The organism is Hydrogenoanaerobacterium saccharovorans (genome assembly GCF_016901815.1).
Taxonomy (GTDB): domain Bacteria; phylum Bacillota; class Clostridia; order Oscillospirales; family Ruminococcaceae; genus Avimicrobium; species Avimicrobium caecorum.
In genome coordinates this window covers 20,619-35,544 of the sequence record NZ_JACSNR010000005.1, presented here as the reverse complement: position 1 = coordinate 35,544, position 14,926 = coordinate 20,619, and the positions used below count along the sequence as shown (strand labels likewise).

Here is a 14,926-nt window from a genome sequence, read left to right as displayed (position 1 = left end):
AACCGGATTTTCCCAGGTCCCCCGACAGTCTGATGCTGTCGGGGGACTTTTTCTGTGCCGGAATTCTTGAGCGGGTGTCCGGTTCTGTGCTATACTTTCTTTCAGAAGCCTTTATTATCCACCCCAAAAGGAGGAACACAATCTATGCCGCAGAATTCGTTCAGGCTCTATCAGAATCCCGATGGCCCTGTCCTCGGGACCGTTTCCGCTCCGATCCTGGAACAGGACGGCCTGTTCTTCAAGGATCTGGCCCGCACTGGACAGCTGCTCCCCTATGAGGACTGGCGTCTGCCGGCCCAGATCCGGGCGGAGGATCTTGCTGCCCGTCTGAGCATCGAGGAGATTGCCGGACTGATGATGTATTCGCCCCATCAGATGATCCCCACCCTGCCGGGTGACCCCTTCCAGGGCAGCTACAACGGCAAGCCCTTCCCCGAGAGCGGCCTGGAGAGATGGGCACTCACCGACCAGCAGAAGGCCTTCCTGGAACAGGACCACATCCGCCATGTGCTGGTGATGAAGCTGGAGAGCGCCGGCATTGCCGCCCGATGGAGCAATGCTATCCAGCAGGCAGAGGAGGAACTGCCCTGGGGCATTCCGGTGAATGTGTCCAGTGACCCCCGGCACGGCGCTTCCAAGGCAAAGGCCGAGTTCAAGAGCGGTGCCAACGATGTATCCAAGTGGCCCGAAGGACTGGGCATTGCCGCCACCTTCTCCCCGGAGGTGTGCCGGCAGTTCGGTGAAACCATCGCGAAGGAATACCGGGCACTGGGCATCACCACCGCCCTCTCCCCGCAGATCGATCTTGCCACCGAACCCCGCTGGATGCGCTTTGAGGACACCTTCGGCACCCATCCCGACCAGGTGACCGATCTGGCCCGGCTCTACTGCGACGGCCTGCAGACCACCCCGGGCACTGCTGATGGCTGGGGACGGGAGAGTGTCTGCGCCATGGCAAAGCACTGGCCCGGCGGCGGCCCCTGCGAGGCAGGACGGGACGCCCACTATGCCTTCGGCAAGTATGCGGTCTATCCCGGCGACAGCTTCCAGAGCCATCTGAAGCCCTTTACCGAGGGCGCCTTCCGGCTGAACGGCCCCACCGGCAGTGTATCGGCGATCATGCCCTATTACACCGTATCCTGGGAACGGGACATCAAAAACGGAAAGAATGTGGGCAATGCGTACAGTGAGTACCTCATCAAAGACCTGCTCCGGGGCACCTATGAATATGACGGCATTGTCTGCACCGACTGGGGCGTGACCCGGGACCCCGCCCCCGAAATGGACGCCCTGTGCAGCCACTGCTTCGGCGTGGAGTCGCTCACTGAGGCGGAACGGCATCTGCTCGCCATCGAAAACGGCGTGGATCAGTTCGGCGGCAACAGCGACATCCGCCCGATCCTGGAAGCCTACCGCCTGGGCTGCGAAAAGTATGGCGAACCGGTCATGCGTGCCCGGATGGAGCGCTCTGCTGTGCGGCTGCTCAAGAACATCTTCCGGTGCGGCCTGTTTGAGAACCCCTACCTCGACCCCGCCGAAAGCGAAGCTGTGGTGGGCTGTGAGGCGTTCGCCAAGGCAGGATATGAGGCCCAGCTCCAGTCGGTGGTGCTGGTGAAGAACCGTTCAGTGCTGCCCGCTGCCTGCGGGAAGAAGGTCTATATCCCCGACCGCACCATCCAGCCCCATAAGAACTTCTTCCGGGGCATGAGCCCGGAGACGACTGTCCATCCGGTGGAGCGCTCGCTGGCAGAGCAGTACTTCCAGTGGGCCGATACCCCGGAGGAAGCCGATCTGGCGATTGTCTTTATCGAAAGCCCCATCACCGACGGCGGCTATTCCGGTGAGGAAGCCGCAGCCGGCGGCAACGGCTACCTGCCCATCACCCTGCAGTACCGTCCCTATCAGGCCAACACCGCCCGTCAGCCCAGCATTGCCGGCGGTGACTTCCGGGAGGACTTCACCGACCGGAGTTACCGGGGCAAGACCGGCACTGCCGCCAATGAAGCGGATCTCGATCTGGTGCTGGACACCCGGGCCGCCATGGGGGATAAACCGGTGATTGTCTGCCTGCGGATGCACAATCCCACCGTGCTCTCGGAGCTGGAGCCGGCTGCTGACGCCATCCTCATCGACTTCGGCGTCCAGAAGCAGGTGCTGCTGGATCTCATCTGCGGCAAGGCCGAACCCTCGGCGCTGCTTCCGGTGGAACTGCCCGCCAGCATGGAAACAGTGGAGACCCACTGTGAGGACAAGCCCTTTGACTACGAAGTCTATGTGGACAGCGAAGGCCATGCCTATGGCTATGCCTACGGACTGAACTGGCAGGGTGTCATCAAGGACGAACGCACCCATCTCTACCCCAAGCACTGACCCATATAAAAACACCAGCCCCTATGGGACTGGTGTTTTTTGCTGCGCTGATTTGCCGACAGCCTGATCCGGATGGTCCGGTCATCAGGGGCAGTTATTCCACCCGGGCAGGCTGGGGTTTTCCTCCGCCCGCTGCCGGAACGGTGGAAAACCGTGTGAATCCGAAACCATGGAGCCTGGCGTCCGGATTCCCCCTGGCTCTGACCGGCGGGTATATTTCCGGTCAGAGCCGCCCGCTAAGCCGATGGCCTGTATTCCGCCGCATGAGCACTGTGCCCGGCCCCGGGATACCGTCTGATACACAGGCGCCCTGCCGGGAAGCTCCGCTGCCGGGAGCCGTGTTGCCCACGGGTGCCCCATCCGGCAGCGGAAGGCTTCCGCAATGCCATGCCTGCGATGCCCCTGCCCGGCAAAAAAACTCCCCCGCCCGGAAAAAACCGGCGGGGGAGTTTTCAGTTCAGGCTAAAACCGGACGGTTATTCGCCGGCCTTTTCGGTGAGGAAGTCCAGCGCGAACTGGGCGTGCATGGCAGCGCCGCGCTGCAGCACTTCTTCGGGCACGCTGTACTTCTCATGGTGGTTGGTGTAGATATAACCCTGCTCCGGGTCACGGCTTCCGATGAAGCCAAAGACGCCGGGCACTTCCTCCATGAAGAAGGCGAAGTCCTCACTGCCCATCATGGTGGGCAGATGACCGAGACCCTCCTCGCCATACAGCTTGATCACTGCGTTCCGGGCGATCCGGTTGAGGTCCTCATGGTCGTTGATGACCGGTGTGGTAAGGTGCTGGTACTCCAGCGATGCAGATGCGCCGAAAGCAGCGGCAGTATTGGCGGCAATGCGCTCCAGATCCTTGTCGATGGTCTCCAGAGTCTTGCGGGAGAAGGTACGGCAGGTACCCTCCATCACAACCTTGTTAGCCAGGATATTGAACCGCTGACCGCCATCGATCTTGCCCACTGTGACAACCAGCGGGTTAAGCGGGTCATTGTTCCGGGACACATAGGTCTGGATGTTCATGATAATGGAAGCGGCTGCCACGATGGCATCGGTGCCCAGATGCGGGGTACTGCCATGGGTGGAGCTGCCCTCCACTGTGATGCGGAAGGTATCGCAGCAGGCCATACGGTTGCCGGCGGATACATCAATATACGGCGCATCGAAATCGCCCCAGATATGGGCGCCATAGATGGCATCCACACCCTTGAGAACGCCCTCGGCAATCATTGCCTTGGCGCCCTGGGCAGTTTCCTCTGCCGGCTGGAACAGCAGCTTGACTGTGCCGGGGATCTCGTCCCGGATGGTGGTCAGGATCTTGGCGGCACCCAGCAGCATTGCCATGTGGTTATCATGACCGCAGGCATGCATTACGCCGGGATTCTCACTGGCGAAGGGCAGACCGGTCTTTTCCTCCACCGGCAGCGCATCGGTATCCGAACGCAGGGCTACCACAGCCTTGCCGGGCTTTCCGCCCTTGATGGTGCCCACCAGACCATGACAGGTCTTGCAGAGCTCCACTTCCACACCCATGGCCTCCAGATCGGCCTTCAGGGCTTCGGTGGTATGGATCTCCTGACCGGACAGCTCCGGGCAGGAATGATAGTAGCGGCGGCGTTCGATGATGTAATCATTGTACTGCTCAGCCAGTTCGCGAATGTTGGTACTCATTGTTCTGTTTCCTCCTGATGTTGCATTTGCGGGTTACTTGGGCGCTTTGGCGCTTAGGTAATCTGCCGCAAACTGTGCGTGCATGGCTGCACCGCGCTTGAGAACATCTTCAGGAACATCATAGCAGTCATTGTGATTGCTGGCCTGGTGCTCAGCATCCCGGCTGCCCAGGAAGCCAAAGATACCCGGTACCACATCCATGAAATAGGCGAAGTCCTCACTGCCCATAACACGGGGCATTTCCTTGATTCCCTCTTCGCCGTACAGCTTGACTGCGGCATCATGGGCGATCTGGTTGAGATCGTCATGGTCGTTGATGACCGGGCCGGGGAAGGCATCATACTTCAGTTCTGCCTTGGCACCGAACGCGGCGGCGGTATCCTCACAGATCCGGCGCAGCAGCGGCTCGATCTTGCCGCGCATCTCTCTGGAATGGGTGCGGCAGGTACCCTCCATAACCACCTTGTTTGCCAGGATATTGAAGCGCTGTCCGCCATGGATCTCGCCAATGGAAACCACCAGGGCGTTGAGCGGATCATTGTTCCGGGAAACGATGGTCTGGATATTCATAATGATGGAAGCCGCTGCCACAATGGCATCGGTGCCCAGATGCGGGGTACTGCCATGGGTGGAACTGCCCTCTACGGTAATGGTGAAGTTATCGCAGCTTGCCATGCGCACGCCCGGCTGTACATTCAGATAGGGCGCTTCCAGGCCAGCCCAGATATGCTGTCCATAGATGGCATCCACGCCGTCCAGCACACCCTGCTGCACATAATACTCCGCACCGAAGCAGGTTTCCTCTGCCGCCTGGAACAGCAGCTTTACATTGCCTTCCAGCTCGTCCTTGACTTCGCACAGGATCTTGGCGGCACCCAGCAGCATTGCCATGTGGTTATCATGACCGCAGGCATGCATCACGCCGGGATTCTCACTGGCGAAGGGCAGGCCGGTCTTTTCCTCCACCGGCAGTGCGTCAATATCCGCACGCAGGGCCACTGTCTTGGCACCGGGAACTGCCTTTCCGCCGTAAATCATCGCAGTACAGCCGGGACGGCCTTCAAACCGATGTACTTCCAGACCCATCTTCTCCAGCTCTTCCTGGATGTGATCGGTGGTGCCGAACTCTTCCCAGGACAGTTCCGGATGAGCATGGAACCAGCGGCGCTGTTCGATGATATAGCCTTCATATTTTTCTGCCAATGCTCGAATATCCATCGTGTATTCCTCCTTTATCGGAATCCATTTGTACTTTCATTCTATCACACCTGTCCATGTCCCGCAATCGTTTTCCATACAAAAAAACAGAGCCTTCCTTTAGAAAGAAACGCTCTGTTTTCAGCTATTTTGTTGTATCGATCACCAGATTGCTGCGGGCTTCCACTTCACAGGCGGACAGATACCGCTCCTCCATGGGAATCCAGCGCTTGCGGAACATCTCCACATTGTTGTGTCCGGGGCGGGCGCCGATCCGGGCCAGCCGGGTTTCCAGATCCGCTGTCACAAACACTGCCAGATCATAATACTCCCCAAAGTACGGGTGCAGGCTGTATGCCCCTTCCACGATGGTCAGACGGGCCGGCGGAAGCTCCACCGGACTGCCAAAATCCATCACACCACAGTCAAACGGCGTATAACTGAGCGCATCCGCACTCAGCCGGTCGATCACTTCCGACTTCATGCGTTCCCGGTCCAGATTTCCGCCCGGCTCTGCCAGACGCTCCGGTGTGCGCTGTTCCGGACGCAGAAAGAAATCATCCGCACACACTACCCGTCCGCCCAGATCCCGGGCAAGCTGCTGGGCCAGTGTGCTCTTTCCCGCGCCGCAGCGTCCGTCTATGGCTACAATATATCGTCCGGCTGCTGTACCGGCTTCAATCTTCCGGCAAAGCTCCTCATATTCTGCAAACTGTTCCGGTTGTACTGCCATCAAGCGTCCTCCCCTTAAAATGCTCCGGCAAAGAATGTCACAACTGCGTCAATCACCTGGGCCCGGACAGCCGAATCCGCCTGCGGGAAACCAAAGCTATGATCGCTTTCCACTTCCAGCGAAGTCACTTCGGCCCGGGTATCCGCAGCACCGTCCAGCAGAGCCTGGGTCACTTCCCCGGGTACAAACTCATCCTGTGTGGCAGAAATCACCTGCAGATGTCCCTTGAGATTCTGTACCTTGCTCATGGGATCAGACAGGGTCATATCATCAAACCAGTTTACACTGATGGTCCGGGTAATACCGTCTGCCGCTGTAAATTCTGTTCCCCGGGCCTCACTGAAAGCCTCGGAAATCATACGGTCATATTCGGTTCCGAACAGCAGATGCAGGGTATCCTCATAATCCCCTACCATCGGCGAAATCAGGCTCATGGCAGTATACGGACTATCCTTGAGCGCACCGGCATCCATTGCCATACGCGCGCCAAATCCATATCCCAGCAGACCCAGACGGGTATCGTCAATGGGAGAATTCTCAATGGCAAAATCCCGGGCCGCAATCACATCCCAATCAATAAAGAACGGACAGTTATCCGCAAAATCTTCGGTACTGTCGCCGCAGCCGGAAAAATCTATGGCAATGCTGGCAATTCCCTGATCCGCAAGACCCAGGGCAATATCCTCAAAGACACCATCGGTACTGCGATCCCCGAACAGATCATGTTCAAAAATCACCAGCGGTACCCGATCGGTATCAGTACCGGCAGGCAGTGTGAGTGTGCCCGGGATCTCGATCCCACGGCTGGGAACGGCTACATCATAAACCCGCACACTTTCCGGGTCCAGCTGATAGGCATAATCCTTCGGCTGGCTCTGGGAAGAACTCTCCTGTTCCGATGTGGGTTCGCTCTGGCAGGCAGTCATCAGCATGACGGTACAGCTTACTGCCAATATCAGACTCAACAGCTTTTTCATCCTGTTTTACCTCGTATTCTCTCTGTGTCCTTCTGTAAAAGGCACGTTTTTCCCCAAAGGAGCATGACTCCCTGTATGTCCTCTATTATATACTATTTCCGTCAAAATGCGCAAGTATGCCTGTACATGCCTGCCAGTCAAACCGCGCTTGCCCCCTCAATAAAAAATCAAGGCGGAACCCAGTCCGCCTTGATTTTCATTCAGCATCGCAAATCCCAGAGAGAAACTCCGTCTGTCTCTGTCCCGTGAAGGATCTGCGTGGTTTGTGTGATTGTGCGACTTCGTCGCTGCTTTGTCCGGATCGACTGCTTATCGGCCGGTATCGGGATTGGGCTTGCCATTGTTGCTGCCGCTGCCCGAATTGCTGCCGGGCTTGCTGCTGGACGAAGAACCGTTATTCATCTGATCCACAGTCTTGAGCTTCTTATCCGAAATGGCATAAGAGGTCAGGTTGCGGGTACGGATTACCCAGGCTTCCTCGTCATCATCGTAGTAAGCACCGTTGATCTTCTTAGCGCCCTTGGAGGTCACTTCGTAGATATAGCTGTCCTCATCGGCGTAGATATACAGGGTACCGGTACGGTTGGTAGTGGGCTCGCCCTCGAAGTTGATGAAGTCGATGTTGGCATCATCATAGTCGTAAGCGAAGTCCTTGTCGTACTTGGTGTTGTAAGCCAGGTTCAGCTTGCCCTGACCACGGGCGTTGAATACGAAGTAAGCATCGTCGCCGAACTCTACGGTGAACTCATCGCTTGCGTCGTCCGCGAAGGAAACTACTGCACGGGTGCCGGACTCGATATAAACATCGTCCTCACGGTCGGTGTAGTCGCCCTTGTTGGCATTATCAGTGTTAGTCAGGGTCACACCCAGGGTTACTTCGTTGCCCTTGGCGGAAGACTTGGTACGACCGATGCTGATGTCACCAACCAGATCGATGTCCTTGGTACCAGTGGATTCCTTGGTGCTGATCTTTACCCAGTAAGCATAGCCGCTCTCGGTATTATAACCATCATAGCTGCCTGTGGGGTTGCCAGAGAAGGTGCTGATTGCAACACCATTAGAAATATTTGCTCTGGAAGTACCATTGATAGCATTAGTAACTTCCTGCTTAGCAGCAGCCTGTGCCTCAGCTGCTGTTACAAATTTCCCATTAACAGCGTACTTAGTTTCAGTATCTTCTGTAGCAAGTCCCTTGCTTTGCATATCATTGTAAACTGCACTAGTGTCTCCAATGAACTTATTGCTTGCGTCAAAGTATCCCTTCAGGCCTTCTACTACTGTTACAATGCTTTTTGTCCCTTCAGCAGATTCAGTGTAGTAAGTTGTTTCATTAACTACAGCATAAGGACTACCCAACTGTTCAGCAAAGAGAGCAGGGGTGAGCTTTTCTTGCAGATATACATACTTCGACTTATCGCCGTTTACATATACCTTTGTCTTTTCATAAGAATTTTGATTAAGGAAAGTTTCAAACAGTGTGAGACTGTCCTGTGTTTCTGTAAGAGTGCCATAGCCATTTTCATTCTGACCAGAAGTATAGAGATCTTTGTGCGTCTCAGTATTGTACTGAACCCATCCAGCAGCCTTCAGCGCTTCTTCCTGTGTCAAATAGAGAGTCTTATCATTCTTATATCCAGCTGTTGCTGTTTTCAGACCATCCTTATTCAGTGCCGGAGTTCCATCAACAGTAATATAGTCCTTTTCGTTGTAGAGACCGTCCTTAACAGCTTCAGCTACCACTTCCTCCTTTGTCAGATAGCTTTCACCTTTATATTTGTATACAGTCTGAGTAGCACGCAATTTTTCTGCGTCCTGTTCATACTTTTTAAGAACTTCTGCCTCTGCACTAGCACGAGCTGTTTCAGCTGCCTTCTTTGCAAGCGAAATCAAAGTGGCATCATTCAGCGAATTACTATCAAAAGTCTGCCCGTTCAATGCTGCGATGCTATATCCCTGTGTGGTATATCTCAGTGTGGGATTAACCGCAGTTTTCCACTGACCCTTCTTGTACACGATATCAACATCGTCTACCCAGCTCTTGCCCACTGCCCAGTCAGCATATACATTCATGCGCTTGAATTCTGTGCTGCTTGCAGAAGGATACTCCTTCAGTGCCAGGTAAATGTCATCACCAGGAGCGAAGTCGCCATCTACCGCTGCACGGATATAGCCATCTTCGTCCATCATATAGAGGTCATCGCCAACAGCGCCGGCGTAGAAGTTCAGTGCCTGATCCTTATCTACATCACCCGGAGCGGCCAGTGCTACGCTCGTTGTGGAGGCAGCCATCAGAGCTGCCAGCGCCAGAGCGGTCAGTCTTTTTGCTTTCATAGTTCTTCCTCCTTAGGTTAGAATCAACCAGTTGTCAGAAGCTGCGGCTACGGGAACGCCGGGAGCTTCTCTACACCTTCATCATATCAGCAACCCACAGAATATGCAATAGTTGTGACAAATTGTTTACAATTTTAGCAACTGTACTAATACACCCACAAACCCGTATCGTTACGAAATTTTTCTTTCATCTTCCATTTTTGACTACGGATTTTGGTGGAAATTGCCATCGGACTGTTACAATTCGGTAACAAAACCGATCCTTTTCCAATTCCATGGAAGCCGTTCAAAATAATAGTGCTCCCGACTGGCTGTTTTATTCCATCGGCATCAAACTTTTTTTCTGCGGCCCAGCCACTCCAGAATATCGGCATAAACCTCCTGGCGGCAGAGTTCATTGAGCATCTCATGCCGGCCTTCGGGATACAGCTTCATCTTCAGGTGCTGCAGGCCGCTGTGCTGGAGCAGGCCGGTCACTTCCCGGACTCCCTTGCCCATACCGCCTACCGGATCACAACTGCCCGAAAACAGATACACCGGCAGTTCCACCGGTACCCGTCTGGCCCATTTTTCACCGGATACCCGGCTGATCAGCTTCATCAGATCCGCATACCCCGACAGCGTGAATACAAATCCACACATGGGATCGGCTTCATATTTGGCTACTTCGGCGGCGTCCCGGCTGAGCCATGCAAAGGGACTCGGTTCCTCCGGGAAAGCCTGATTGAACCCGCCGAATACCTTCTCATTGATCCAGTCACTGCGATATTTTTCCCCCTTGAGCGGGATCATGGTACGGATCATGGCGGACATGGCTCCGGCTGCGGGATTACTGCCGCCGGTACCGCTGAGCAGAACGCCATCCAGATCTTTATACCGGGTGATATATTCCCTTGCTACAAAACTGCCCATACTGTGTCCGAGCAGATACACCGGCAGACTGGGGAACCGGCCCCGGATCAGGATGGTAAGCTGACGGGCATCCCGTACCAGACAATCCCATCCATCCTTGGGAGCAAAATATCCGGTGCCATTCACAGCGGCACTGCGTCCATGTCCGATCTGATCATGTCCGCAGACTACAAATCCATGTTCTGCCAGATACTGCATAAATTCATGATACCGTCCGATATGTTCACACATGCCATGAATGATCTGTACAATTCCCTGAGGCACCATTCCTTCAGGGGGTGTGATCACATCCGCATAGACGATCTCACGGCCATTGGACGAACGATACTGCAACGATTCCAGCATAAAGCCTCACTCCTCTGTTTGTAAATAGAAATCAATCAAGGGGGAACTTTCTAAAGATATTGTAGCATTTTCCACAGGAAAGATACAAGCACTATCTGACATAGAAGTGATAAACCGGCAGCAAAACACAATTCCCCATGAAAAACCTGCTGGGAACCGGAGAAATTGCGGGGCTTTTCGTTGAGATTATGGGAAAAAGATGGTATACTAAGGAAAGATTCCTGCAAAAGCCAAAAGGAGGCAAAACGATGAGCAAAGGCACATTTTATATAACAACGCCGATTTATTATCCGTCGGACAAGCTGCATATCGGACACAGCTATTGTACGACAGCGGCAGATGCAGTCGCCCGTTACAAGCGGCTGCAGGGCTATGAAGTCATGTTCCTGACCGGTACAGATGAGCATGGTCAGAAGATTGAGGACAAGGCCAAGGATGCCGGCGTTACTCCCAAGCAGTTTGTGGACAATATTGTAGAAGGCCCCACCGGAATCAAGGATCTGTGGAAGCTGATGAATATTTCCAATGACCGGTTTATCCGTACCACCGATGACTATCATGTGGAGAGCGTACAGAAGATCTTCCGCAAGATGTATGAAAACGGTGATATTTATAAGGGCGTATACAAGGGCAAGTACTGCAAGCCCTGTGAGAGCTTCTGGACCGAAAATCAGCTGGTAGACGGCTGCTGTCCGGACTGCGGACGCCCGGTAGTGGATGCGGAGGAGGAGGCATACTTCTTCCGTCTGAGCAAGTATGCCGACCGGGTACAGCATCTGCTGGAGGACACTGATTTCCTGCAGCCCCGCAGCCGTGTCAATGAGATGGTCAACAACTTCATCAAGCCCGGCCTGGAGGATCTGTGTGTATCCCGTACCAGCTTCACCTGGGGTATTCCGGTGGACTTTGATCCCGGTCATGTGGTCTATGTATGGGTGGATGCCCTTTCGAACTATATCACTGCCCTGGGCTATGACAACGACCGCTACCATGACTATGACAAGTTCTGGCCTGCGGATGTGCACTTTGTAGGCAAGGAAATCGTGCGCTTCCACTCCATCATCTGGCCCGCTATGCTCATGAGCCTCGACCTGCCGCTGCCCAAGCATGTATTCGGTCACGGCTGGCTGCTCATTGACGGCGGCAAGATGAGCAAGTCCAAGGGCAATGTGGTTGACCCGTATATCCTGTCGGAGCACTATGGTGTGGATGCCCTGCGGTTCTTCCTGCTGCGCACCTTCCCCTTCGGCTCGGACGGCAACTTCTCCAATGAGGCGCTCATCAGCACCATCAATACCGACCTCGCCAATGACCTGGGCAACCTGGTATCCCGTTCCCTCTCGATGATCGAGAAGTACTTCGGCGGCACCATTCCGTCCGGTCGGGAAGCCGAGCCGGTGGACGAGGAGCTCATCGCCCTCATCAACGGTGTCCGGGACGAGTATGAGAAGGAGATGGATACCTTCGCCCTGCAGAATGGTCTGGCTGCCATCTTCAAGGTACTGGGCCGCGCCAATAAGTATATCGATGAAACCGCTCCGTGGATTCTGGGCAAGGACGAGAGCAAGAAGGATCGTCTGGCCTCGGTGCTCTTTAACCTCACCGAAGCGATCCGTGTATCGGCAATCCTGCTCTCCCCCTTCATGCCTGCCACTTCTGAGAAGATGCTGGCTTCCCTGGGCTGTGAGAACAGCCTCTGCAGCTGGGACGATGCCCGCTATATTGCCCGCACCGAGCCGCTGACTGTCCACAAGGGCGAGAACCTGTTCCCCCGTCTGGACATGGAAAAGGAACTGGAATACCTGGAGAACGAGCGTGCTGCCAAGGCTGCCGCTGAAGCTCCCAAGGCCGAGGAAAAGAAGTCGGAGCCCAAGGAGGAAAAGCCGGAGGGTGTGGCTTCCATCATCGAGATCGGCGACTTCCAGAAGGTCAACCTGCGGGTGGCCCAGATCAAGGCCTGTGAGCCGGTGCCCAAGGCAGACAAGCTGCTGCGCCTGACCCTGGACGACGGCACTGCTGAAGGCCGTCAGGTGGTATCGGGCATTGCGCCGTGGTACAAGCCGGAAGATCTCATCGGCAAGAAGATCGTCATCGTGGCGAACCTCAAGCCTGCCAAGCTCCGCGGCGTACTCTCCCAGGGCATGATCCTGGCAGCTGACGCCGGCGAAAACGATGTCAAGGTGCTGTTCGTGGATGACAGCGTTCCCGCTGGTTCCAAGGTACGCTGACCATGGTGGACGGTATCTTTGATTCCCACGCCCACTACGATGATGACGCCTTTGACGCCGACCGGGACGGGCTGCTCCGCTCCCTGGCTTCCCATGGGGTACGTCGGGTGATGAATGTGGGGAGCAGCATGGAGAGCTCCCGCACCGGCATCCAACTGGGAAAGGAATATGACTTCCTCTATTCCAGCGTGGGCGTCCATCCGGACTCCGCCCGGGAGATCTGCGATGAAACCCTCCGGGAACTGGCGGAATTCGCCCGGGAGCCCAAGGTCCGGGCACTGGGAGAGATCGGCCTGGACTACCACTATGAGGACAACTGTCCCAGGGAGATCCAGATCCCGGCCTTTGAGCGCCAGCTGGCCCTGGCAAAGGAACTGGATATTCCGGTGATTATCCACACCCGGGAGGCGGTCAATGACACCCTGGCCCTGCTGAAGAAATATCAGCCCAGGGGAATTGTCCACTGCTTCTCCGGCTCGGTGGAGATGGCAAAGGAAGTTCTCAAGCTGGGAATGTACATCGGCTTTACCGGTGTGCTCACCTTCAAGAATGCCCGCAAGGCTGTGGAGGTGGTACAGTATGCCCCGGCTGACCGGCTGCTCATCGAAACCGACTGTCCCTATATGGCGCCGGAACCGCTCCGGGGCCGCCGGTGTGATTCCACCATGCTGCAGTATACACTGGCACGCATGGCAGAGCTCAAGGGGCTCACTCCGGAGGAGATGGCTGCCATCACCTGGAAAAATGCCTGCACAGTCTACGGACTGCCGGAATAATACAAAACGCAAAAACAGCCCGGAAAATTCCAGGCTGTTTTTTATTGCAGAGAATCCTGCTGCCGGACGGTTCCCTTTTCGTCCTGCGCCCCCGATTCTGATACAGGCAGGAGCCTGCCCACCACCAGATACCGGGCATTGTTCTGCTCATAGGTGCAGGTGCAAAGGCTCACCAGCCGGTCACCCGGCACGGCAGTCCCATGGCTGCTGAAGGTGGAACGGCTCTGAAGGCTCTGGATATATCCGGTGAAGTCCTCCTCCGACTCAAAGCGGAACCGCACAAATTCCCGGTCGCCGTTTTCCAGTGTACCGCTGAGCAGCTCGATGGTGTAATCCCCATCCGGCGTATACAGGGTCATCGTGGGATGCTCCTCATAGTACGCCTGCTCCTTGTAGCCCATCAGTGATCCGAACATGGCATCATTTTTCATGTTGTGCCCATAGATCACGGTGTTGGGGTCGGTGAACAGCCCGGTGTTGCGGCAGTCCGCAAACAGCGTCCCGTACCGGTTCTCCTCCCCGCTGTATAGATGGGAGAGATAATACTCATTGTTATCTGTATGCATGACCGGATAATCGATGGGAGTATCCTCTCCGGTGATCCAGGCCACTGTGTCGGGGCTTCCGGCTTGGAGGCTGGAAAAATCCTTTTGGAAGGCACGGTTTCCGCCCGAATTCTCCCCGGGACCGGCAGAGGCTGTGTCCCGGCTTTCGGCGCGCAGATTCCGATAGAGCTGTTCCGACTGCCGGTACCGGCTCCACTGAAGGCCGAGTGCCGTCCCGCTGACCACAAACATCAGCAGCGAGAGCAGTATCCCGGCTAGTATCCCGGCTCTGAGCCAGTGCTGTGCCTGTTTTCCCCGCCGCTCCCGGCGTCGTCTGCCGGGCCGGACAGGATTCCGATTCTCAGTGTTCCAGTTCATCAATGGTCAGTTCTCCCCAGCTGTAATTCGCCATATAGGTGCCGCGGTACAGATGCTGGTACTCCGGCCTGTGGGAGAGGTAATCCCACAGATCGCACCGGGCCTTTTTGGTGTTGACCCGCCGCAGGCCATCTTTGAACTGCAAGACACCCTGTGCCCTCTCACTCTCCCGCGGCGCTGTTCTGTCCTCTGATCCGGAGCCCGACTGACCTGCCAACAAAGTCCCCCTGTGAAGCACCGGAAAGCCTCTTTGGGTGTCCCGCTGCAGACTCCAGTATGCAATATCCGGAAATTCTGGAATAATCTGACCTCATTCTCAGGTTTCTGCCATTCTACCATTTGAGGTGTTCATTTCGCCCTTCCGCAGCGTTCCATATCCGTTCCATTGCAGAAAAAATTACTGATTTTCAGCCGGATAAAATAAAAAAGTGTCCCCTGGTTAAACCAAGGGACACTTTTCAGGCAGT

The 14,926-nt window shown here is 55.5% G+C and carries 11 protein-coding genes; 3 read left to right on the top strand and 8 right to left on the bottom strand.

The genetic code is table 11. The annotated features are described in order from the left end of the window. Positions 1–144: 144 nt before the first annotated feature. Positions 145–2,370, top strand: coding sequence for a glycoside hydrolase family 3 protein (locus H9X81_RS05855; RefSeq protein ID WP_204720512.1), 2,226 nt, complete (start codon positions 145–147; stop codon positions 2,368–2,370). 476 nt (positions 2,371–2,846) lie between these two features. Here H9X81_RS05855 and H9X81_RS05850 read toward each other — a convergent pair whose 3' ends face one another. From H9X81_RS05850 to H9X81_RS05825, 6 genes are all read right to left on the bottom strand, one after another. Further along, positions 2,847–4,037, bottom strand: coding sequence for an amidohydrolase (locus H9X81_RS05850; RefSeq protein ID WP_204720509.1), 1,191 nt, complete (start codon positions 4,035–4,037; stop codon positions 2,847–2,849). A gap of 33 nt (positions 4,038–4,070) precedes the next feature. Beyond that, a complete protein-coding gene (locus tag H9X81_RS05845) occupies positions 4,071–5,255 on the bottom strand; it encodes an amidohydrolase (protein ID WP_204720508.1) in 1,185 nt (394 codons plus the stop codon). A 124-nt stretch (positions 5,256–5,379) separates the two neighbouring features. Then, positions 5,380–5,967: a uridine kinase family protein gene (locus H9X81_RS05840; RefSeq protein WP_204720506.1), complete on the bottom strand. Its 588-nt coding sequence runs from the start codon at positions 5,965–5,967 to the stop codon at positions 5,380–5,382. Positions 5,968–5,981: 14 nt separating this feature from the next. Next, the gene (locus H9X81_RS05835) at positions 5,982–6,920 is read right to left on the bottom strand and encodes an alpha/beta hydrolase family protein (protein WP_204720504.1); all 939 of its coding nucleotides are present in this window, start codon (positions 6,918–6,920) and stop codon (positions 5,982–5,984) included. A gap of 333 nt (positions 6,921–7,253) precedes the next feature. Continuing rightward, positions 7,254–9,275: a hypothetical protein gene (locus H9X81_RS05830; protein ID WP_204720502.1), complete on the bottom strand. Its 2,022-nt coding sequence runs from the start codon at positions 9,273–9,275 to the stop codon at positions 7,254–7,256. A gap of 330 nt (positions 9,276–9,605) precedes the next feature. Next, the gene (locus H9X81_RS05825) at positions 9,606–10,532 is read right to left on the bottom strand and encodes an alpha/beta fold hydrolase (RefSeq protein WP_204720500.1); all 927 of its coding nucleotides are present in this window, start codon (positions 10,530–10,532) and stop codon (positions 9,606–9,608) included. Positions 10,533–10,780: 248 nt separating this feature from the next. Here H9X81_RS05825 and metG point away from each other — a divergent pair, with 248 nt between their 5' ends. Next, positions 10,781–12,760 (top strand): methionine--tRNA ligase, encoded by a 1,980-nt coding sequence (gene metG, locus H9X81_RS05820; protein ID WP_243424040.1) that lies wholly within the window; start codon positions 10,781–10,783, stop codon positions 12,758–12,760. Positions 12,761–12,762: 2 nt separating this feature from the next. Further along, positions 12,763–13,536: a TatD family hydrolase gene (locus H9X81_RS05815; RefSeq protein ID WP_177502209.1), complete on the top strand. Its 774-nt coding sequence runs from the start codon at positions 12,763–12,765 to the stop codon at positions 13,534–13,536. Between the two features lie 41 nt (positions 13,537–13,577). On the opposite strand, the gene srtB is transcribed toward H9X81_RS05815, so the two are convergent. Both srtB and H9X81_RS05805 read right to left on the bottom strand, forming a co-directional pair. Continuing rightward, a complete protein-coding gene (srtB, locus tag H9X81_RS05810) occupies positions 13,578–14,459 on the bottom strand; it encodes a class B sortase (protein ID WP_204720498.1) in 882 nt (293 codons plus the stop codon). Next, complete coding sequence (locus H9X81_RS05805) at positions 14,443–14,604, bottom strand: hypothetical protein (protein ID WP_191391905.1); 162 nt, start codon at positions 14,602–14,604, stop codon at positions 14,443–14,445. Before H9X81_RS05805 ends, srtB begins: the two co-directional genes overlap by 17 nt. Between the last annotated feature and the right edge of the window lie 322 nt (positions 14,605–14,926).